16 protein-coding genes and 1 pseudogene are annotated in these 15233 nt (G+C 59.3%); 13 read left to right on the plus strand and 4 right to left on the minus strand.

The genetic code is table 11. From position 1 onward, the window contains the following. Window positions 1-8: 8 nt before the first annotated feature. Window positions 9-566, minus strand: a complete 558-nt coding sequence (locus ACIQV9_RS00760; RefSeq protein ID WP_403096886.1) for an ATP-dependent Clp protease proteolytic subunit — start codon at window positions 564-566, stop codon at window positions 9-11. 232 nt (window positions 567-798) lie between these two features. Between ACIQV9_RS00760 and ACIQV9_RS00765 the strand changes: the two are divergent. The 5 genes and pseudogenes from ACIQV9_RS00765 to ACIQV9_RS00785 all read left to right on the plus strand — a co-directional run. Then, window positions 799-960: pseudogene (locus tag ACIQV9_RS00765) on the plus strand (general stress protein); the annotation flags it as partial. A gap of 383 nt (window positions 961-1343) precedes the next feature. Continuing rightward, window positions 1344-1505 carry a chemotaxis protein CheB gene (locus tag ACIQV9_RS00770; protein ID WP_403097631.1) on the plus strand — a complete coding sequence of 54 codons (162 nt, stop codon included), beginning with the start codon at window positions 1344-1346 and terminating at the stop codon, window positions 1503-1505. 87 nt (window positions 1506-1592) lie between these two features. Continuing rightward, entirely contained in the window at window positions 1593-1946 is a 354-nt protein-coding gene (locus ACIQV9_RS00775) for a hypothetical protein (protein ID WP_403096889.1), read from the plus strand. Between the two features lie 105 nt (window positions 1947-2051). After that, window positions 2052-2867 carry a diaminopimelate epimerase gene (dapF, locus tag ACIQV9_RS00780; RefSeq protein ID WP_403096892.1) on the plus strand — a complete coding sequence of 272 codons (816 nt, stop codon included), beginning with the start codon at window positions 2052-2054 and terminating at the stop codon, window positions 2865-2867. Between the two features lie 56 nt (window positions 2868-2923). Next, window positions 2924-3289: a hypothetical protein gene (locus ACIQV9_RS00785; RefSeq protein WP_403096895.1), complete on the plus strand. Its 366-nt coding sequence runs from the start codon at window positions 2924-2926 to the stop codon at window positions 3287-3289. Window positions 3290-3359: 70 nt separating this feature from the next. Here the strand turns inward: ACIQV9_RS00785 and ACIQV9_RS00790 are convergent, their stop codons facing one another. Continuing rightward, entirely contained in the window at window positions 3360-4295 is a 936-nt protein-coding gene (locus ACIQV9_RS00790; RefSeq protein ID WP_403096898.1) for a LysR substrate-binding domain-containing protein, read from the minus strand. A 151-nt stretch (window positions 4296-4446) separates the two neighbouring features. On the opposite strand from ACIQV9_RS00790, the gene ACIQV9_RS00795 reads away from it, so the two are divergent. The 8 genes from ACIQV9_RS00795 (at window position 4447) to ACIQV9_RS00830 (ending at window position 13381) form a co-directional block, all read left to right on the plus strand. Next, window positions 4447-5205: an alpha/beta fold hydrolase gene (locus tag ACIQV9_RS00795; RefSeq protein ID WP_403096901.1), complete on the plus strand. Its 759-nt coding sequence runs from the start codon at window positions 4447-4449 to the stop codon at window positions 5203-5205. A 26-nt stretch (window positions 5206-5231) separates the two neighbouring features. Further along, entirely contained in the window at window positions 5232-6785 is a 1554-nt protein-coding gene (locus tag ACIQV9_RS00800; RefSeq protein WP_403096904.1) for a GMC family oxidoreductase, read from the plus strand. Window positions 6786-6876: 91 nt separating this feature from the next. Beyond that, on the plus strand, window positions 6877-7806 hold the full coding sequence (locus tag ACIQV9_RS00805) for a LysR substrate-binding domain-containing protein (protein ID WP_403096907.1): 930 nt from the start codon (window positions 6877-6879) through the stop codon (window positions 7804-7806). A gap of 117 nt (window positions 7807-7923) precedes the next feature. Next, complete coding sequence (locus ACIQV9_RS00810) at window positions 7924-9561, plus strand: GMC oxidoreductase (RefSeq protein ID WP_403096910.1); 1638 nt, start codon at window positions 7924-7926, stop codon at window positions 9559-9561. Window positions 9562-9580: 19 nt separating this feature from the next. Continuing rightward, a complete protein-coding gene (locus tag ACIQV9_RS00815; RefSeq protein ID WP_403096913.1) occupies window positions 9581-11038 on the plus strand; it encodes an aldehyde dehydrogenase family protein in 1458 nt (485 codons plus the stop codon). A gap of 113 nt (window positions 11039-11151) precedes the next feature. Next, on the plus strand, window positions 11152-12081 hold the full coding sequence (locus tag ACIQV9_RS00820; RefSeq protein WP_403096916.1) for a catalase family peroxidase: 930 nt from the start codon (window positions 11152-11154) through the stop codon (window positions 12079-12081). Continuing rightward, window positions 12078-12626: a hypothetical protein gene (locus ACIQV9_RS00825; RefSeq protein WP_403096919.1), complete on the plus strand. Its 549-nt coding sequence runs from the start codon at window positions 12078-12080 to the stop codon at window positions 12624-12626. The genes ACIQV9_RS00820 and ACIQV9_RS00825 overlap by 4 nt, the downstream gene beginning before the upstream one ends. Window positions 12627-13018: 392 nt before the next feature. Further along, on the plus strand, window positions 13019-13381 hold the full coding sequence (locus tag ACIQV9_RS00830; RefSeq protein WP_403096921.1) for a DUF6124 family protein: 363 nt from the start codon (window positions 13019-13021) through the stop codon (window positions 13379-13381). Between the two features lie 433 nt (window positions 13382-13814). On the opposite strand, the gene ACIQV9_RS00835 is transcribed toward ACIQV9_RS00830, so the two are convergent. Both ACIQV9_RS00835 and ACIQV9_RS00840 read right to left on the minus strand, forming a co-directional pair. Then, complete coding sequence (locus ACIQV9_RS00835; RefSeq protein WP_403096924.1) at window positions 13815-14831, minus strand: AbrB family transcriptional regulator; 1017 nt, start codon at window positions 14829-14831, stop codon at window positions 13815-13817. Window positions 14832-14946: 115 nt separating this feature from the next. Further along, window positions 14947-15162, minus strand: coding sequence for a PLD nuclease N-terminal domain-containing protein (locus ACIQV9_RS00840; RefSeq protein WP_403096927.1), 216 nt, complete (start codon window positions 15160-15162; stop codon window positions 14947-14949). Window positions 15163-15233 lie beyond the last annotated feature (71 nt).

The raw sequence follows: 15233 nt of genomic DNA on the forward strand, positions 1-15233 counted from the left end.
CAGATCGATCATCCGCCACTGACTTTCCAGTGTTTCACATCATCGGCAAACACCATCTGCTTCATCTCGTGAGCAATGCCATAGGCCAGCGATTCATGTGCGGCGATGACTTTTTCCTCCGCGGACAAGCAATGAAAAATATCGAGTTTGGTCGCTGCGTCAGCGGTTTCGAGCATGAAGATTTGCACGTAGCGCGCGAGGTCATTGTCGAGACTGGACAGGTATTCCCGCAGTCGTTGATGGTCGACGGATTTTTGACTGAAGTACCAGTTCATCGGGTGTATCAGAAAGCGTGCATGAGGTGATGTGATGCGACGACCTGCCGCCAGGAACATGATGATGCCCATCGACTCGATATTGCCGGCGTTGATTGCGCAAAGCGGAACGGGCAATGACTTCAGGAATGTGTAGAGCGTGAAGCCAAAATTGGTGCTACCCCCGCAAGTGGACAGGTTCAAGAGAAGGGAGGTGGCACCCTGGTCGATGGCGTCAAGGCAGCAATCCCTGAAGCGTTCGGTCGTCGCCTGGTCGATCTGGCAATGAAAATGCACGATGTGTTCAGTCATCGATTGACCTACTGAGTGTGATGCAGGGAGGGCTTCCGAGCGTTATTAAGTCTAGTAAACATCGACCATTTGGTGTGAACAGCCGTCAGTCGAATGAACGCCATTTTCAATGGAACCAAACGCCCCGATCCGCTCGTCGTAAGCCCCGTATTTCCGTTCAAACTTTCCGTTTTGTGCGTCCTCCGAATTGTACGGGCCCATGCTCGTGCTAACGATGTAGAGGTGAACCAAAATGGCCAATACAGGAAACAACAATCCAGGCAATTTTTCCAATGACCGGGACAAGGCTTCAGAAGCCGGCAAGAAAGGCGGAGAAGCGTCTGGCGGAAACGTTGCCAACGATCCACAACGGGCGTCTGAAGCAGGCCAAAAAGGTGGTCAAGCTTCCGGCGGGCAACCATCGCGCGATAAAGACCGCATGTCCGGAGGCGGGCAGGGTACAAACCGCGGAGGGGAGTTTGCCGACGATAAGGAAAACATGTCCAAACCCGGCCAAAAAGGCGGCCAGGCTTCAGGCGGACAACAATCCAACAAGGCTGACCAATCGTCCACCGGTGGGCAAGGAAGCGGGCGCGGCGGAAATCTTGCCGATGACCGAGATAAGTCCTCTGGAACAGGCCGCCATGATGATGGCATGAGCGGTGGTGGAGGACGTAAGTCCTGATGACGTCTGATCCAATCAAGCCCCGAATCTTTCGGGGCTTGATTTCGATATTCGAAAGTTTCACCGGAGAAGCGCCATAAGAGCGCCCTGTGACGGATGAACTTGATGCAAGTGTGCGCAATATCGTCGTCATCGGCACCTCTGCAGGTGGCGTTCAGGCGCTGATCGCCTTGTTTGAACATCTACCCGCTGATCTCCCCGCGTGGACATCGACGTTATCGGCTCAACGGCAGAACTTGCCACCGAGCTCTCCCAAGCGGTGGGAAGCCCAATAGCTGGCCAATCCATTCACGAGGTAAGAGACCGGCATGTCATCGAGAACGTGATCTCCTTGAAAAGGAACGGTCTCGAAGCGGGGGGGCATGGGCTTAGGTAAAGTGTCCCAATTCACCTGTCCGGACTTTCACGGCGTCCTCGTGCAAATCGAGGAAGGCTCCATCGTCAGATTTCCTTGCCACACAGGTCATGCCTTTTCGATGAAGTCGCTCATTTGTGAGGTCAATGAGGCGATCGACACGGGACTTTGGGACACCTTGAGGGCGGTGGAGGAAAGGATCCTGCTGTTGCGCCAAATGGCTGAACAGGCAACGGCTGTGGGTGCCGCCGGGGACTCCACTGAATGCTCCCGCCAGGCCGATCTCGCCGAAAAACGCCTGAAGCCGTTGCGCGCGTTGGTGCTCGATCCCAAATTCTTTGGTCATGATGACGATAAATAGTGCGACTTGAACCCTTCGGGATACTGTGATGACAGCGCAGTCCTGTGAAGTTAGATTGCCTTCATCCGCCAATTAATCCCAATGTCTCCTCGCCAGGATCTATTTATGCCACTGAGATTTCACAAAATGCACGCCAACGGCGATGACTTCGTTGTGGTGGACTCGCGAAACTCGGCCAATCCAGTGACAGGCTCCATGGCTCGGCGAATGGGTGATCGGAACCGCGGCGTTGGATTCAATCAACTCGCAGTGGTGCTCGATTGCGATGATGCCGATGCGCGCTTGAGGTTTTGGAATGCAGATGGCTCCACGCTGGATGTGTGTGGCAGCGCAACGCGTGGTGCCGCGGATATGCTGATGCGCGAATCGAATTCCATGTCGATAGCGTTCCGAACCAACCGGGGGCTACTCACTTGCGAACGAACCTCCACCGGAGCCATTTCGGTCAACATGGGGAAGCCGCTTTTTGGGTGGTCGGACGTTCCGCTGGCTCAGGAAATGGATACCGCTGTATTACCCCTGGATGGTGGTCCAACTGCATGCAGCATGGGAAATCCGCACTGCACTTATTTTGTCGATGATCTTACGGCGATTGATATTGCGACAATCGGACCGGCCATTGAAACAAACCCTCTGTTTCCCCTCAGAACGAACGTGCATTTCGCCCAGATCATTGACCGAAAGCATATCCGGTTGCGCATTTGGGAACGCTGGGGCGGTATTCCGCTCGGTTCAGGTTCCTGCTCGTGTGGCGCCGTTGTTAACGGAATTCGTCGTGGTTTGTTAGACGATTGCGTTGAGGTTGAATGTGATGGTGGCACCGTAACCGTTCAATGGGATGGCGTGGGATCGGTGTTGCTCAGTGGGCCAGTAGAGACGACTTTTTCGGGAACACTCACGGGCAACTGGTCAAATGGGTAACGGGTCGGGCAATTGAAGGATTGAATGGAACATCTCAACTAAAGGACGCGATATTTATGGAAACTCCCTTTTCTCAAGTCAGCAAGCGTTTGAACAATCGCCGGTTCACGGTAGCGGAAAACGCCCACGGGCTATCCGGTAGCGGCACTGTATTTCTGTACCATGTCGAGGGCGATGCCATTTCGGGCACTTACCAAGGCGGGCATATCCGTATCGGTAATCAGGTCGGGCGTGTGACTGGCCCCGATACTATCGAGCTTCTTTATCAGTGCTTGACCACGGATGGCGAGATTCTTGCCGGCTGGTCTCGTGGCACAGTCGGCGTTGATCACCGCGGACGTACTACCCTGACATTTGTATGGGGTTGGTTGTCGGGTGCGACTGGAGGAGGTGAGTCGAGTTACGTCGAGCTGGCAGCGTAGCGATTAAGGATTTTTTGTGCCCGGAATCCAGATCCTTCGGGTTCACGGGCAACTACCCTGAAACAAGACATCAACCCACTGGAACCCCGCGCATCCCCCGCGCCGGATCATCCAGCAACCTGAACTGCTCCACCATAAAATCAAGCAACATCCGCATCGACGGCAGCATCCCGTGCCTGCTCGCAAACACGGCATATATCATCTCAGTCCGCGGCGCCCAATCAGGCAACACCACCACCAGTTGCCCGCGCTCGATAAAGTCATGCACCAGCGACATCGGCATCTGTGCAATACCAACGCTGTCTATTGCCGCACACCGCAGCATCGGCAATCCCTTGGTAATCAGTTGCGGACGGTGCTGAATCGTAAATTCCGCGCCATCTTGATGGAACAACGTCCAGCTGTAATCACGTTGCGGACTGCCGTGATGGACGCTGGGGAAGCGTGACAGCTCTTCCGGTTCCTGGGGTTCACCGAGGCGATTCAATAACGCGGGACTGGCCACCAGGCATTGCGGTCGCTGGGACATGACGCGGTTGACCAGGCCCGAATCCTGGAGGGGAGGCGGGCGGACTCGCAGTGCCAGGTCAACGCCTTCGGCGACCACATCGACCTGACGGTCGCTGGCTTCCAGATGCACTTCGACACGCGGGTGCATGGCCATGAATCGCGTGATGATGCCGCCGACGCATTCTTCCAGTAATACCGTCGGGCAGGTGACGCGCAGCAGCCCGCCGGGTTCTGAACGGGTCATGGCCACCGCTGCTTCGGCGGCTTCTGCCCCTTTGAGCATGGCGCGGCAATGGGCGTAATACGTCTGGCCTAATTCGGTCACGTTGAAATTGCGGGTGTTGCGGATGATCAGGCGCACGCCCAAGCGTTCTTCAAGCAGTGCAATGCGGCGGCTGAGATTGGATTTCGGGATGCCCAGCGCCCGTGCGGTCGGCGCGAAGCCGCCGTGGTCCACCACCATCACAAAGTACTGAAGGTCATTGAGATCGAGCACCGGGCGGCATCCATTCGGCCAAAAGAGCCCAACTATACAAGAACGATCATCCAATGGATGGGAAAGACAAACCCGTTTTTCGGGACTGGTTCACAAGACAGCGAAGCGCCTAGATTGCCGCCGTTCGGTGGGTTCATTTAAGGAGCTTCAGATGTTACGCAGGACGATTCTCGCGATGTCTTTGGGTTTGGCCACACTGGGTTCGGTGGGCTACGCCAATGCTGCAAACGATCCGTCCGTTGTGCTGGTGCATGGGGCGTTTGCCGACGGTTCTGACTGGGCCAAGGTGATCACGTTGCTGCAGGCCAAAGGGGTGAAAGTACGGGCGGTGCAGAACGGTTTGAATTCGCTGGCCGATGATGTGGCCACGACCCGCCGTGCGATTGAAGCGGCGCCGGGCAAGGTGGTGCTGGTCGGGCATTCGTGGGGCGGGAGCGTGATCACCGTGGCCGGTGCGAGCGACAAGGTGGCGGCGCTGGTCTACGTGGCCGCGTTCGTCCCGGACGTCGGGCAGACCACGGCCGAGGTCGGCAAGGGCTATCCGCCGTCGCCGGGCATGGCCGAATTTGTGGCTGACAAGGCCGGGTATTTGTCGCTCACGCAACAAGGTATCGAGCAGGATTTTGCCCCGGACGTGCCCGCTGTGCAGGGTCGGGTGATGGCCGCCACGCAAGGCGCCATCAACTCCAAGGCGTTCGACGAGCGCATCAGCGTGGCCGCCTGGAAGCAGAAGCCCTCGTGGTACATCGTCAGTGAGCGCGATCGCATGATTGCACCTGACTTGCAGCGCGCACTCGCCCGGAAAATCAATGCCACAACGACGGCGCTCCCGACCAGCCATGTGCCGCATCAGTCTCGACCTGCCGACGTGGCCAGGGTCATTACCGAAGCACTCAACACCACGCGCTGATCGTCGCTATCGATAGGGAAATAAAGATGATTGTGCACAGCAACGTATTCGACTTCGTCATTCTGGGTGGCGGTTCTGCCGGTGCCGTCTTGGCGGCGCGTTTGTCGCAAGACCCACAACTGAGTGTTCTGCTGGTTGAGGCGGGTCGAGCCTTTGACCCCGATGAATACCCGGCAGAGATCTACAGCAGCACCATCATCGCCGCCAACGGTGATAAACGTTACGAGTGGGGTTACTTCGCAACCCCGGTCGAGCAACCGCAGGGGGTCTACGCCCCGCGTGGAAAAGTCCTGGGCGGAAGTTCTGCCATCAATGGCGCCGTTGCCTGCCGAGCGTTGCCTTTTGACTTTGCGCGCTTCACCGCCAGAGGCCTGAAAGGCTGGAGCTTTGAAGAGGTGCTGCCGTATTACAAAAAAATGGAGCGCACCGCCCACGGCGAAGATAAATGGCATGGCCGCAACGGGCCGCTGCCGATTCACCAGATGTCCTTGGACTACATCACCCCGGTACAGCGCGCGATGGTGGAGGCGGCATGTGCGTGCGGCGCCAACAAAGTCGACGACTTCAACGACCCCGAGGCCAATAACGGCGCCGGCCCTAATCCCATGAACGTGATCAACGGCGTTCGCGTCAACACCGGGATGGCCTACCTCACGCGTGAAGTACGCGCTCGCCACAACCTGTCGATCCTCGATCAAAGCCTTGTAGACAAGGTGCTGTTTGAAGACGGCAAGGTGCAGTCGGTGCTGTTGGCGGGCGGTGAAAAAGTCCACGGCCAAGAAGTCATCCTGAGCGCGGGTGCCTATGGGTCTGCCGCGATTCTTTTGCGTTCAGGCATCGGCCCCAGGGCAGACCTTGAAGCGTTGGATATTCCTTTGGTAAAAGACGCACCGGTCGGTGTTCGGCTGCTCGATCATGCGTTCTTCTGGATGAACTTCAGCGGTATAGACGCGTTGAAGGGGCAGGATCGTCCAGTGGTGGGGGCGCAGTTGTGGACCCACTCGTCCTACGCTGGTTCGGATAAAGAACTGGACATCGGTATTTCCCCCTCGCATCTGCTCGATCCCGCCATCAGTCCAACCGGCGTCGCTTTTTCGCTGGGGCTGGAATTGATGCATTGCACATCCCACGGTCGCTTGCGTTTGAACAGTCGAGCTCCCCAAGACGCACCTGTTATCGAACTCAATCACCTGACCACTGAAGATGACATGAACCGGATGATCGAGTGCTTCCGTCTGGCCCGCAAACTGGCCAACACCGAACCGCTCAAGAGCCTGATCGTGGAAGAACTCTATCCAGGCCCAGCGACTGACGACAGCGACGAGCAGATTCGTGCGGCGCTGGCAAAAGGTGTGGGAACCTTGCAGCATCCTTGCTCGACGGCGCCGATGGGCTTGCCGGATGACCCAAGCGCCGTGGTGGACGAGGAAGGGCGCGTTTATGGACTGGAAGGGCTACGCGTGATTGATGCTTCCATCTTCCCCGAGATCCCGCTGATCAACTTGAACCCGACTGTCATCATGACGGCGGAAAAGCTGGCCGATGCCATCAAACAATCCCGTCAGCCAGTTAAGCCGTAACGCAGACTTTGTAGCAGCTGGCGAAGCCTGCGTTACGGCTTAACTGGCTGGCATTTGGGCATGCCCCCGATTTTTCTCTGGATTACAAAACTTGAACAAGCTGTCCGAGATGCATTCTTTCGTCATGGTGGTGGACACCGGCAGTATTTCCGAAGCCGCTCGGCGTTTGGGTATCGCAAAATCCATGGTCAGCCTGCGGATCCAGCAACTGGAAAAACGCCTGGGCAGTATCTTGCTGGAGCGGGGGCGTCAGGCCCGGCTGACGGAGTCGGGCGATGTGTTTTACCGATATTGCGTGCGAATTCTGGCCGATGTCGAAGACGCCGAAGACGCGGTGCAGGCGTTTCAATCGAGCTTGCGCGGCGTGCTGCGGCTTGCCGCGCCGATGGCCTTCAGCATTCGCTACCTGACGCCGATCCTGTCGTCCTTCGCCGTGCGTTACCCGGAGTTGCGGCTGGATATCGAGTTCGATGACCGCCACGTCAATCTGCACGAAGAACGCTATGACGCGGCCATCCGCATTGGCGAGTTGCCGGACTCCTCGCTGGTCGCCAAGACCATCACGCCCAACCGTCACATCATCTGCGCGAGCCCGGAGTACCTGGCCGCTCACGGCACACCGCAAACCCCGCAAGAGCTGTCCCGACATTTCGCCATGCTCTATGTGAATCGCGAACCCCACGGCATGTGGACGCTACCGGTGAACAACACCCTGGAATCGTTCCGTGTGCGCTGCCGGATGCGCACCAACAATGGCCATCAACTCATGGAAGGCGCCAAGGCCGGCATGGGTCTGGCGATTCTGCCGACCTTCCTGGCGGCGCAGGCGATTGTGGCCGGTGAGCTCGAAGAAGTGCTGGCACCTTATGCCCCGCGTGGCGGCAATATTTCGGCGGTCTACCGGCAATCCCAGCGAGCGTCGCCCAAGCTGCATGCGCTGACCAGCTTCCTCATCGAACAGATCGGCAACCCGCCGGTGTGGGAGCAGATGCTCGCAGATCACGCGTCGCCACCGAGTTGATTTCGTTCGAAAAAAACGGAACGTGGAATCGTTTTTCAGTGGCTTATGAGCCGGCGCGTGCTCCCATATGCTTTTCCCCAACAGACGCATTCTGACGTCTGACAGGGAAGAAAACGGATGAAGAGTACCCTTGACAATCCTGCTCGCCGGGCGGTTCTGGCCGGCGGAGTTGTGGCCGCTGCGACGTTGGCGGCGGGCAGTGGTTTGGCGCAGGCGTTGGAATCCAGCGGTATGGCTGGCAAGCGTGGGGCTGATAGCGCGCCGGTTGATGTGATCATAGTTGGCGGTGGTTCGGCGGGCGCGGTGCTGGCCCGTCGTTTGAGTGAGAACACCACGCGTCAGGTGTTATTGCTCGAAGCCGGCCATGGCTACGGCCCGCACAATTACCCCGAGATCGTGGCCAGCAGCGACATCGTCGGCGCTAACGCCAATCCTGAATTCGAATGGGGGTACAAGACCCGACCGGGCTACATCGACCACCCCATCGGCGCCTTGCGCGGCAAGGTGCTGGGAGGGAGTTCGGCAATCAACGGCGCGGTGGCCATCCGTGCCCGCGCCACCGATTTCAAGCGCTGGGATTTGCCAGGCTGGAGCTACGAAGAACTGCTGCCGTCGTTCAAAAAACTGGAAACCCACAGCGGCGGTGCCAGCGCGTTGCACGGCCATGAAGGGCCGCTGCCGGTGCATCAACTCGGCAAGGCCGATGTCACCCCAATGCAGCGCGCGTTCATCTACGCGACCTTCGCCAATGGCTACCGTGTGATCGAGGACTTCGACGGTGCTGACGCCCATGGCGTGGGCCCGTACCCGATGAACATCGTCAACGGCGTGCGGGTCAACACCGGCATGGCGTACCTCACCGACGAGGTGCGCGCCCGCGACAACCTGCAGATCCAGACCGACAGCCTGGTAGACAAAGTGCTGTTCGACGGCAAGCGTGCGATCGGCGTGCAGCTGGCCAATGGTGTGAAGCTGCTGGCCGGTGAAGTGATCCTGTCGGCCGGCAGCTACGGCAGCGCCGCGATCCTCTTGCGTTCCGGCGTCGGGCCTGGCGAGGACTTGCGTGCGTTGCAGATTCCACAAGTCGCCGAGCTACCAGTCGGGCAGAACCTGGTGGATCACCCGTTCTATTACAACGCTTATGCCGCCAAGCCTGACGCAATCGGCAGCCAGTCGCCCGCCATCGGCGCCAAGCTCTGGACGCACAGCCGTTCCGCCGAGAATGGCGAGCTGGACCTGCACATCACCGCCACCCACTTGTTTCCTCATGATCAGAGCCCGACCGGCGTCGGCTTCGTGCTCGCCGTCGCCCTGACGCGACCACTGTCCCGGGGCAAGGTGACCCTGGCCCGCCGCGATCCGTTCGTGGCACCGAGCATCGACCTGAATTTTCTCGCCGAGCCCAAGGACCGCCAGCGCCTGCTGGATGGCATCCGTCTGGCCCGGAAAATCGGCAGCACGGGGCCGCTGAATGCGTTGATCCATTCCGAGCTCAACCCCGGTCAAGGCAATGACTCGGACGAGGCTTTACTGGCCAGCGTCAAAGCCAGCCTCGACACCTATCACCATCCGACCTCGACGGCGCCGATGGGCAAGCCGGGGGATGCCCTGGCGGTGGTCGACCTGCAAGCGCGAGTCATCGGTGTGCAGGGGCTGCGCGTGGTGGACGCGTCGATCTTCCCCGACGTGCCCTCGGTCGCCACCAACATCACCGTGATTGCCACCGCCGAGCACATTGCCCGTCTCTACGCTTGACCCAAAGGAATCTGCCCCTATGAATAGCACCCCGGTATTGAACTGGATCGACGGCCAATGGCTGGACTCCGGTGTTTACAAAGACTCCATCGACCCGGCGACTTACGAGCTGATTGGCCGATACGCCGAAGGCGGCTTGAACGAAGCGCAAGCAGGCATCGAGGCCGCGCAACGGGCGTTTGCCGAATCACCCTGGAAAGATGATCGCCAGTTGCGCGCTCAGGTATTGCTGGAGCTGGCGGATGCCTTCGAGCGCAACGCCGATGAGCTGATCGACACCCTGGCACTGGAGAACGGCAAGATTCGACCCGAAGCCGAGTTTGAAGTCGGCATGGTGCCCTCCAAGTTGCGCTATTACGCCGCCCAGGCGCGTGCCGAATACGGGCGTGCGGCCGAGCCAAAACCCGGCAGGATTTCCCTGGTGATTCGTCAGGCGGTGGGCGTGGCGGGCATCATCGTGCCGTGGAACTCGCCGGTGGTGCTGATGATTCGCTCGCTGGCACCGGCGCTCGCGGCCGGTTGCACCACAGTCATCAAAATGCCCGGGCAAACCGCCCAGACCAACTGCCTGGTCGCCCGGATCATGAGCGAGGCGTTGTCGTTGCCACGTGGCGTGATCAATCTGTTCAGCGAGCAGGGCGCGGCGGGCTCGATCCATTTGGTGGAATCACCGCGTGTTCCGGTGATCAGCTTCACCGGCAGCACCAGCACCGGTCGGGCGATTTCAGCCGCGGGCGCCCAGCACCTCAAGCGTTTCGGCCTGGAACTGGGTGGAAAAACGCCGATGCTGGTGTTCAACGACGCCGACCTCGACGCCGCCGTGCCCACCCTGGTGAAAGCCCTGACGGTATTCGCCGGTCAGTTCTGCATGACCGGTTCGCGGCTGTTGGTGCAACGGGATATCGCCACGGCATTGACCGAGCGACTGGCCGCACGTTTGGAAGCGGTGCGGGTCGGGCCCGCCGCCGATTCGGCCAGCGAGATGGGGCCGTTGATCGATAAGCCCAACGTGCAGCGGGTCAATCAAATCGTGAAAGAGGCGATTACCGCCGGTGCCCAAGTCATCGTTCGCGGCGGCCCGGTGACCGAGGGGCCGTTGGCCAAGGGCGCGTTCTATCGCCCGACGCTGCTGCGGGTCAGCGACCCCGAGATGGCCATCGTCCAGCGCGAGACCTTCGGGCCGGTGCTGACGTTGCAGGTGTTCGACAGCGAAGCCGAAGGCATCGAACTGGCCAACAACAGCGAGTTTGGATTGGCGGCCAGTGTCTGGACCCGCGATGTCGACCGCGCATTGCGGGTGGCCCGCGAACTGGAGGCGGGCACGGTGTGGGTCAATGACTGGGCCGTGGTCTACGACGAGTTTGAAGAGGGCGGTTTCAAACAGTCGGGGCAGGGGCGCCTCAACGGCGTGGCGGCCATGGATGATTTTGTCGAGTACAAACACATCGCGCTCAATCCCGGCATGCGTAAGGGCTGAATTTAATGCGGCCCAGCCGATTATTGATCGGCGCGCTGCTGGCGGGGACGCTGACCGCGTCCTCTGCCTTTGCCGCCCACGAGAATGATGTGTCACCCATGAGAAGTGCCCCCATGTCCAAGGACAGACTTTACGACGCGTTACTTGACGCGCTGACCGCGACGTTCGGCCACCACCCGGGCTTTCGTGCGACCCATGCCAAGGGTGTGTTGCTCAGCGGAACCTTTATGGCGTCGCCACCCGCCCCGGTATTGAGTCGGGCTGCGCATTTGCAGGGGCAACCGGTGCCGGTGTTGCTGCGGTTCTCCAACTTCAGCGGCGTACCCGCCACCGAGGACGGCGATCCGATGGCCAGCCCTCATGGCCTGGCCGTTCGTTTTACCCTGCCGGACGGCGAGTCCACGGATATCGTGACCCATTCGTTCGACGGCTTTCCGGTGGCCACACCCGAAGACTTCCTGAGTTTTCTGCAAGGCATCGCCGCCAATGTCGCCACGCCGCCGGACCCGCTGCCGCTGCAAACCTTTCTGGCCAGCCATCCCCGAGCCGAGCATTTTCTTCAGACACCCAAGCCCGCGCCGAGCAGTTACGCCACTGTCGAGTACTTCGGCATCAACGCTCTGGTGTTCACCAACCGTCAGGGTGAAGAACATGTCGGACGCTACCGGATTGAACCGTTGCGAGTGGAGCCTGCCTTGAGCGAGCAGCAAGCCGCCGCGATGCCTGCCGATTATTTGCAGGATGAAATCAGCGCTCGGTTGGGCACAGGGGCTGTGAAGTTGCGTCTGGTGGTGCAACTGGCGGCGCCCGGGGATGCCATCGAAGACGGTTCGATCCCATGGTCGCGCAGCCATGATGAAGTTGAGCTGGGGATTCTGACCCTTGATTCGCTTGTCCCGGCCGGGGAGCAACAATCCGTCCAACAGCGCCTCGACTTCAACCCTGGGCGCTTGACCGACGGCATTGCACCGAGTCATGACCCGATGATTCTGGCGCGCGAAAGCATCTACCAGCGGGCGCTGCTCCGGCGGCAGCAACCATGAGCTTCGACGCCGAGATTGGCGTCAGCGTGATTGTGCATGAGGTCAATCCGCAGCATCAGGCGTTGTATGAGCAATGGATGAGCAAGGCCATCGACGCCCACCGGCAGTTTCCGGGTTACCTGGCGACGGACGTGGTCATGCCTGTTGGCTCGCACCTGCGTTACGCGATCATTCTGCGGTTTGTCAGCAAGGGGCACGTTGTGGCGTGGCTGGAATCTCAGGTTCGTCATGCGCTGTTGCGCGAGTCATTGCCTTGGTTGCGGCAGGACTATCACCGTACTGACGATGATTCGAAATTCTGGTTTGAACCGGTGCAGGGGCGGGCGACTGTTGCGCGATGGAAGCAGTGGTTGCTGTCTTGGATGATTGTTTTGCCGTTGACCGTTCTTCTGCCTTGGGGGTTGGCGGTGGTGCTGGAGCTGATTGATCTGCGATTGCCGGCCTGGGTATTCAAGGTCACGGTTGCCGGGTTGGTGTCGTTCAACATGGTGTATTGGCTGATGCCGTTGACGACGCGGTTGATGTCGCGGTGGTTGTTGAAATGACGATCGAATGTGGATTACCCGCAGCCTGTTTAAACAAAAAACTCAGACTCGTTTAAACGAAGCTTGCTGTTACCGCATCGAGGCTACAACGCCTTGCGCCACCCCCTACACGTAAGACAGAATCCGCCGGCTTGTGCGTCTGGGGCATGGGTTTTATCGTTCCTCGGTCACTGAAAAACAGTGATCGGGTTTGGTAGCCCGGTATGTCCAGGCGCATGGCGCCACCTTTTGCAGAGATCGTTTTCATCTCTGTTTTTTATGGTGGCCATGCGCAGGGCTCCTTCGGGGGCGCCGGGTTCCTGGACCGGTCTACCAACCTGTGTATGGCCACCACCCTACGTTTGGTAGCGAAGGGTGATGGCTCCTCATTAGTTCTTCCAGGAGTTTCATCTATGATCAAACCAACGCCAAACCCACCGGACACCGATCCGGCATCCCCCTACGAATCCCTCGATTCGAAAAAACTCCACGAAGCCGCCGAGCGCGCCCTCGACCACTACCTCAACCCGGGCGCCTACATCATGGCCAGCAACCACGAACCCGAACCCATGTTCCTCGCCAACCCCAAGTACGACACCGAATCCCTGCTGGCCAACGCCAGCGAATCCCTGGGCTCGGCCACCACCATGCTCAGCAATTTCGCGGCGCTATTGGACAACTCACACCGCAAGACCCTGCTGGGGATCACGCAAGTGGTGATGCTGGGAGAATTGGCCGTGAACCAGGCGTTGGATAACGTCGAGCCGAAGGCGTAAATCACCAATCCCCTGTGGCGAGGGGGCTTGCCCCCGTTGGAGTGCGGAGCGCTCCCAAAAATCTTCAATAGGTGCCGAGATTTTGGGGCTGCTACGCAACCCAACGGGGGCAAGCCCCCTCGCCACAATGAGCTGCTCGGTAGCTGCCGATTAATCGATCTGATCCGTATTTTCCTTCGCCATCTGCCTCTGTAATGCACCCACCCGCACGCTCACAATGACAGCACGGTCCGCAGTCGCGCAGTCACTGCACCGTAAACTCATAATGTAGGAGGCCCTATGGGCAAGATGGCAATTTTCCTCGGTGGATTTCTGGTGTTAACCATTTTGATTGGTGCGCTGGCCACGATCTCTCCCGTTTAGTCCCTTCCTCCCGTCAGCCAAAAGCACAACGCCTCCACATCGGGAGGCGTTGGCGGTTTGTGTTTGGCAATCACTCTGCCCGCCAGCGCCGCGCCTGCACGATCAGCGCTGGTGCAAAGTGCAGCACGACCATCCGCACCAGATGATGCGTCAGGATGAACACCACGTTCAGTCCGCCACTGAACGCGACGATGGCGATGGTTTCGATGGCGCCCGGCATGTACGCCAGCCACAACGACAGCGGATCGCTGCCCAGCACCCGCCCGGCCACACCGGCAAACGCTGCGGCGATCAGCAACATGAGGCCGACGGCGAGCAGCCCGGCGCGGCCATGGCGGACCAGTTCGGCGAAGGAGATGTCCTTGAATTTCGAGCCAATCAGCACGCCGATGAGCACGGAGGCGGAGTCGACACTCCATTGCGGCAGGTGGAACGCCTGGAGATAGCCCAGCTTGATGCAGGCGGCGGTGAGCACGATGGCGGTGAGCATGAACGGCGCCGGCACGCCGACGCTCAACAGCACGCGGCCGAGCAACAGACACAAGGCGATCAGCGACAGCAGGGTCAGCGCCGTGCTCACGTCCAGCGCGCTGCTCTGGGCAAGCGCCACGTCGACATGCCCGGGAATGCAAAAACTGACCAGCAAGGTGATCGACAACAGTCGGACCAGGTGCACGACGATCACTTTGCTGGACGCACGTTCAGACTCGATCAAGTCGAAGACGGCGGCGAGTGCGCCCGGGTACACGGATAACAGCGAGTCCTTGAGGTTCCAGCCCGAAACCCTGAACAACCAGAAACCGGCCACGCAGCTCTGGACCATCAGGCACAGCAGCATGAATCCGAGGCTGGGCAACATGGCCGCCACGGTGTGGTTGTCCCACGAGGTGAACATCAGACCGGTCGCGATCCCCAGCACGATTTGCACGTAGCCAAGGCCGAAGGGCAGGGTGGGGGAGAGCCGCAGGTTGCTGGCAATCAACGCGCTCGCGAGTATCGAGCCCAGCAACAGGCCGTGGGGGATACCGGCGTATTGCAACACGGTGCCGACGCCAGTGGCGATCAGCAAACACACTAGGGTTTTCATGAGTCTTCCTTGATTCGTGTCGTTCGCCAACGCTTCCATTTGGGCCGTGCCTGTTTTCCCACTTAACGACGTGAGGCGTCAAGTACGCGCGTATCCGCGAACCCTCCCAACATCATTACCTGGCCTGCGGTGAATGCGGGTCGTGTTCGGTGTGTTTCGGTCCAGCCAATGCCCACGCCACTACCCCAATCAGCGGCACAAACACGATCACCACGATCCACAAGAGTTTGTTGCTCGATTTGCCTTCGGCTTTGCGCACTCGGTTGATTGCCCATAGCTCGATCAGCAGAAGAACGGCTGTCAGTACGATCCAGATTGTTTCGATTTGCATGGGTCACCCTCCAGATAGTCCTTTCGTTAGGTGGGTGAGGCTGGGCAGGGTTCATTAAATTTTGAGGTTGT

It is taken from the genome of Pseudomonas sp. NPDC099000 (assembly GCF_044759925.1).
Lineage (GTDB): Bacteria > Pseudomonadota > Gammaproteobacteria > Pseudomonadales > Pseudomonadaceae > Aquipseudomonas.

Coding starts and splice junctions, on each gene's coding strand:
- ACIQV9_RS00760 (WP_403096886.1), bottom strand. CDS start 566: ATGACTGAACACATCGTGCATTTTCATTGCCAGATCGACCAGGCGACG.
- ACIQV9_RS00775 (WP_403096889.1), top strand. CDS start 1,593: ATGGGCTTAGGTAAAGTGTCCCAATTCACCTGTCCGGACTTTCACGGC.
- dapF (WP_403096892.1), top strand. CDS start 2,052: ATGCCACTGAGATTTCACAAAATGCACGCCAACGGCGATGACTTCGTT.
- ACIQV9_RS00785 (WP_403096895.1), top strand. CDS start 2,924: ATGGAAACTCCCTTTTCTCAAGTCAGCAAGCGTTTGAACAATCGCCGG.
- ACIQV9_RS00795 (WP_403096901.1), top strand. CDS start 4,447: ATGTTACGCAGGACGATTCTCGCGATGTCTTTGGGTTTGGCCACACTG.
- ACIQV9_RS00800 (WP_403096904.1), top strand. CDS start 5,232: ATGATTGTGCACAGCAACGTATTCGACTTCGTCATTCTGGGTGGCGGT.
- ACIQV9_RS00810 (WP_403096910.1), top strand. CDS start 7,924: ATGAAGAGTACCCTTGACAATCCTGCTCGCCGGGCGGTTCTGGCCGGC.
- ACIQV9_RS00815 (WP_403096913.1), top strand. CDS start 9,581: ATGAATAGCACCCCGGTATTGAACTGGATCGACGGCCAATGGCTGGAC.
- ACIQV9_RS00820 (WP_403096916.1), top strand. CDS start 11,152: ATGTCCAAGGACAGACTTTACGACGCGTTACTTGACGCGCTGACCGCG.
- ACIQV9_RS00825 (WP_403096919.1), top strand. CDS start 12,078: ATGAGCTTCGACGCCGAGATTGGCGTCAGCGTGATTGTGCATGAGGTC.
- ACIQV9_RS00830 (WP_403096921.1), top strand. CDS start 13,019: ATGATCAAACCAACGCCAAACCCACCGGACACCGATCCGGCATCCCCC.
- ACIQV9_RS00835 (WP_403096924.1), bottom strand. CDS start 14,831: ATGAAAACCCTAGTGTGTTTGCTGATCGCCACTGGCGTCGGCACCGTG.
- ACIQV9_RS00840 (WP_403096927.1), bottom strand. CDS start 15,162: ATGCAAATCGAAACAATCTGGATCGTACTGACAGCCGTTCTTCTGCTG.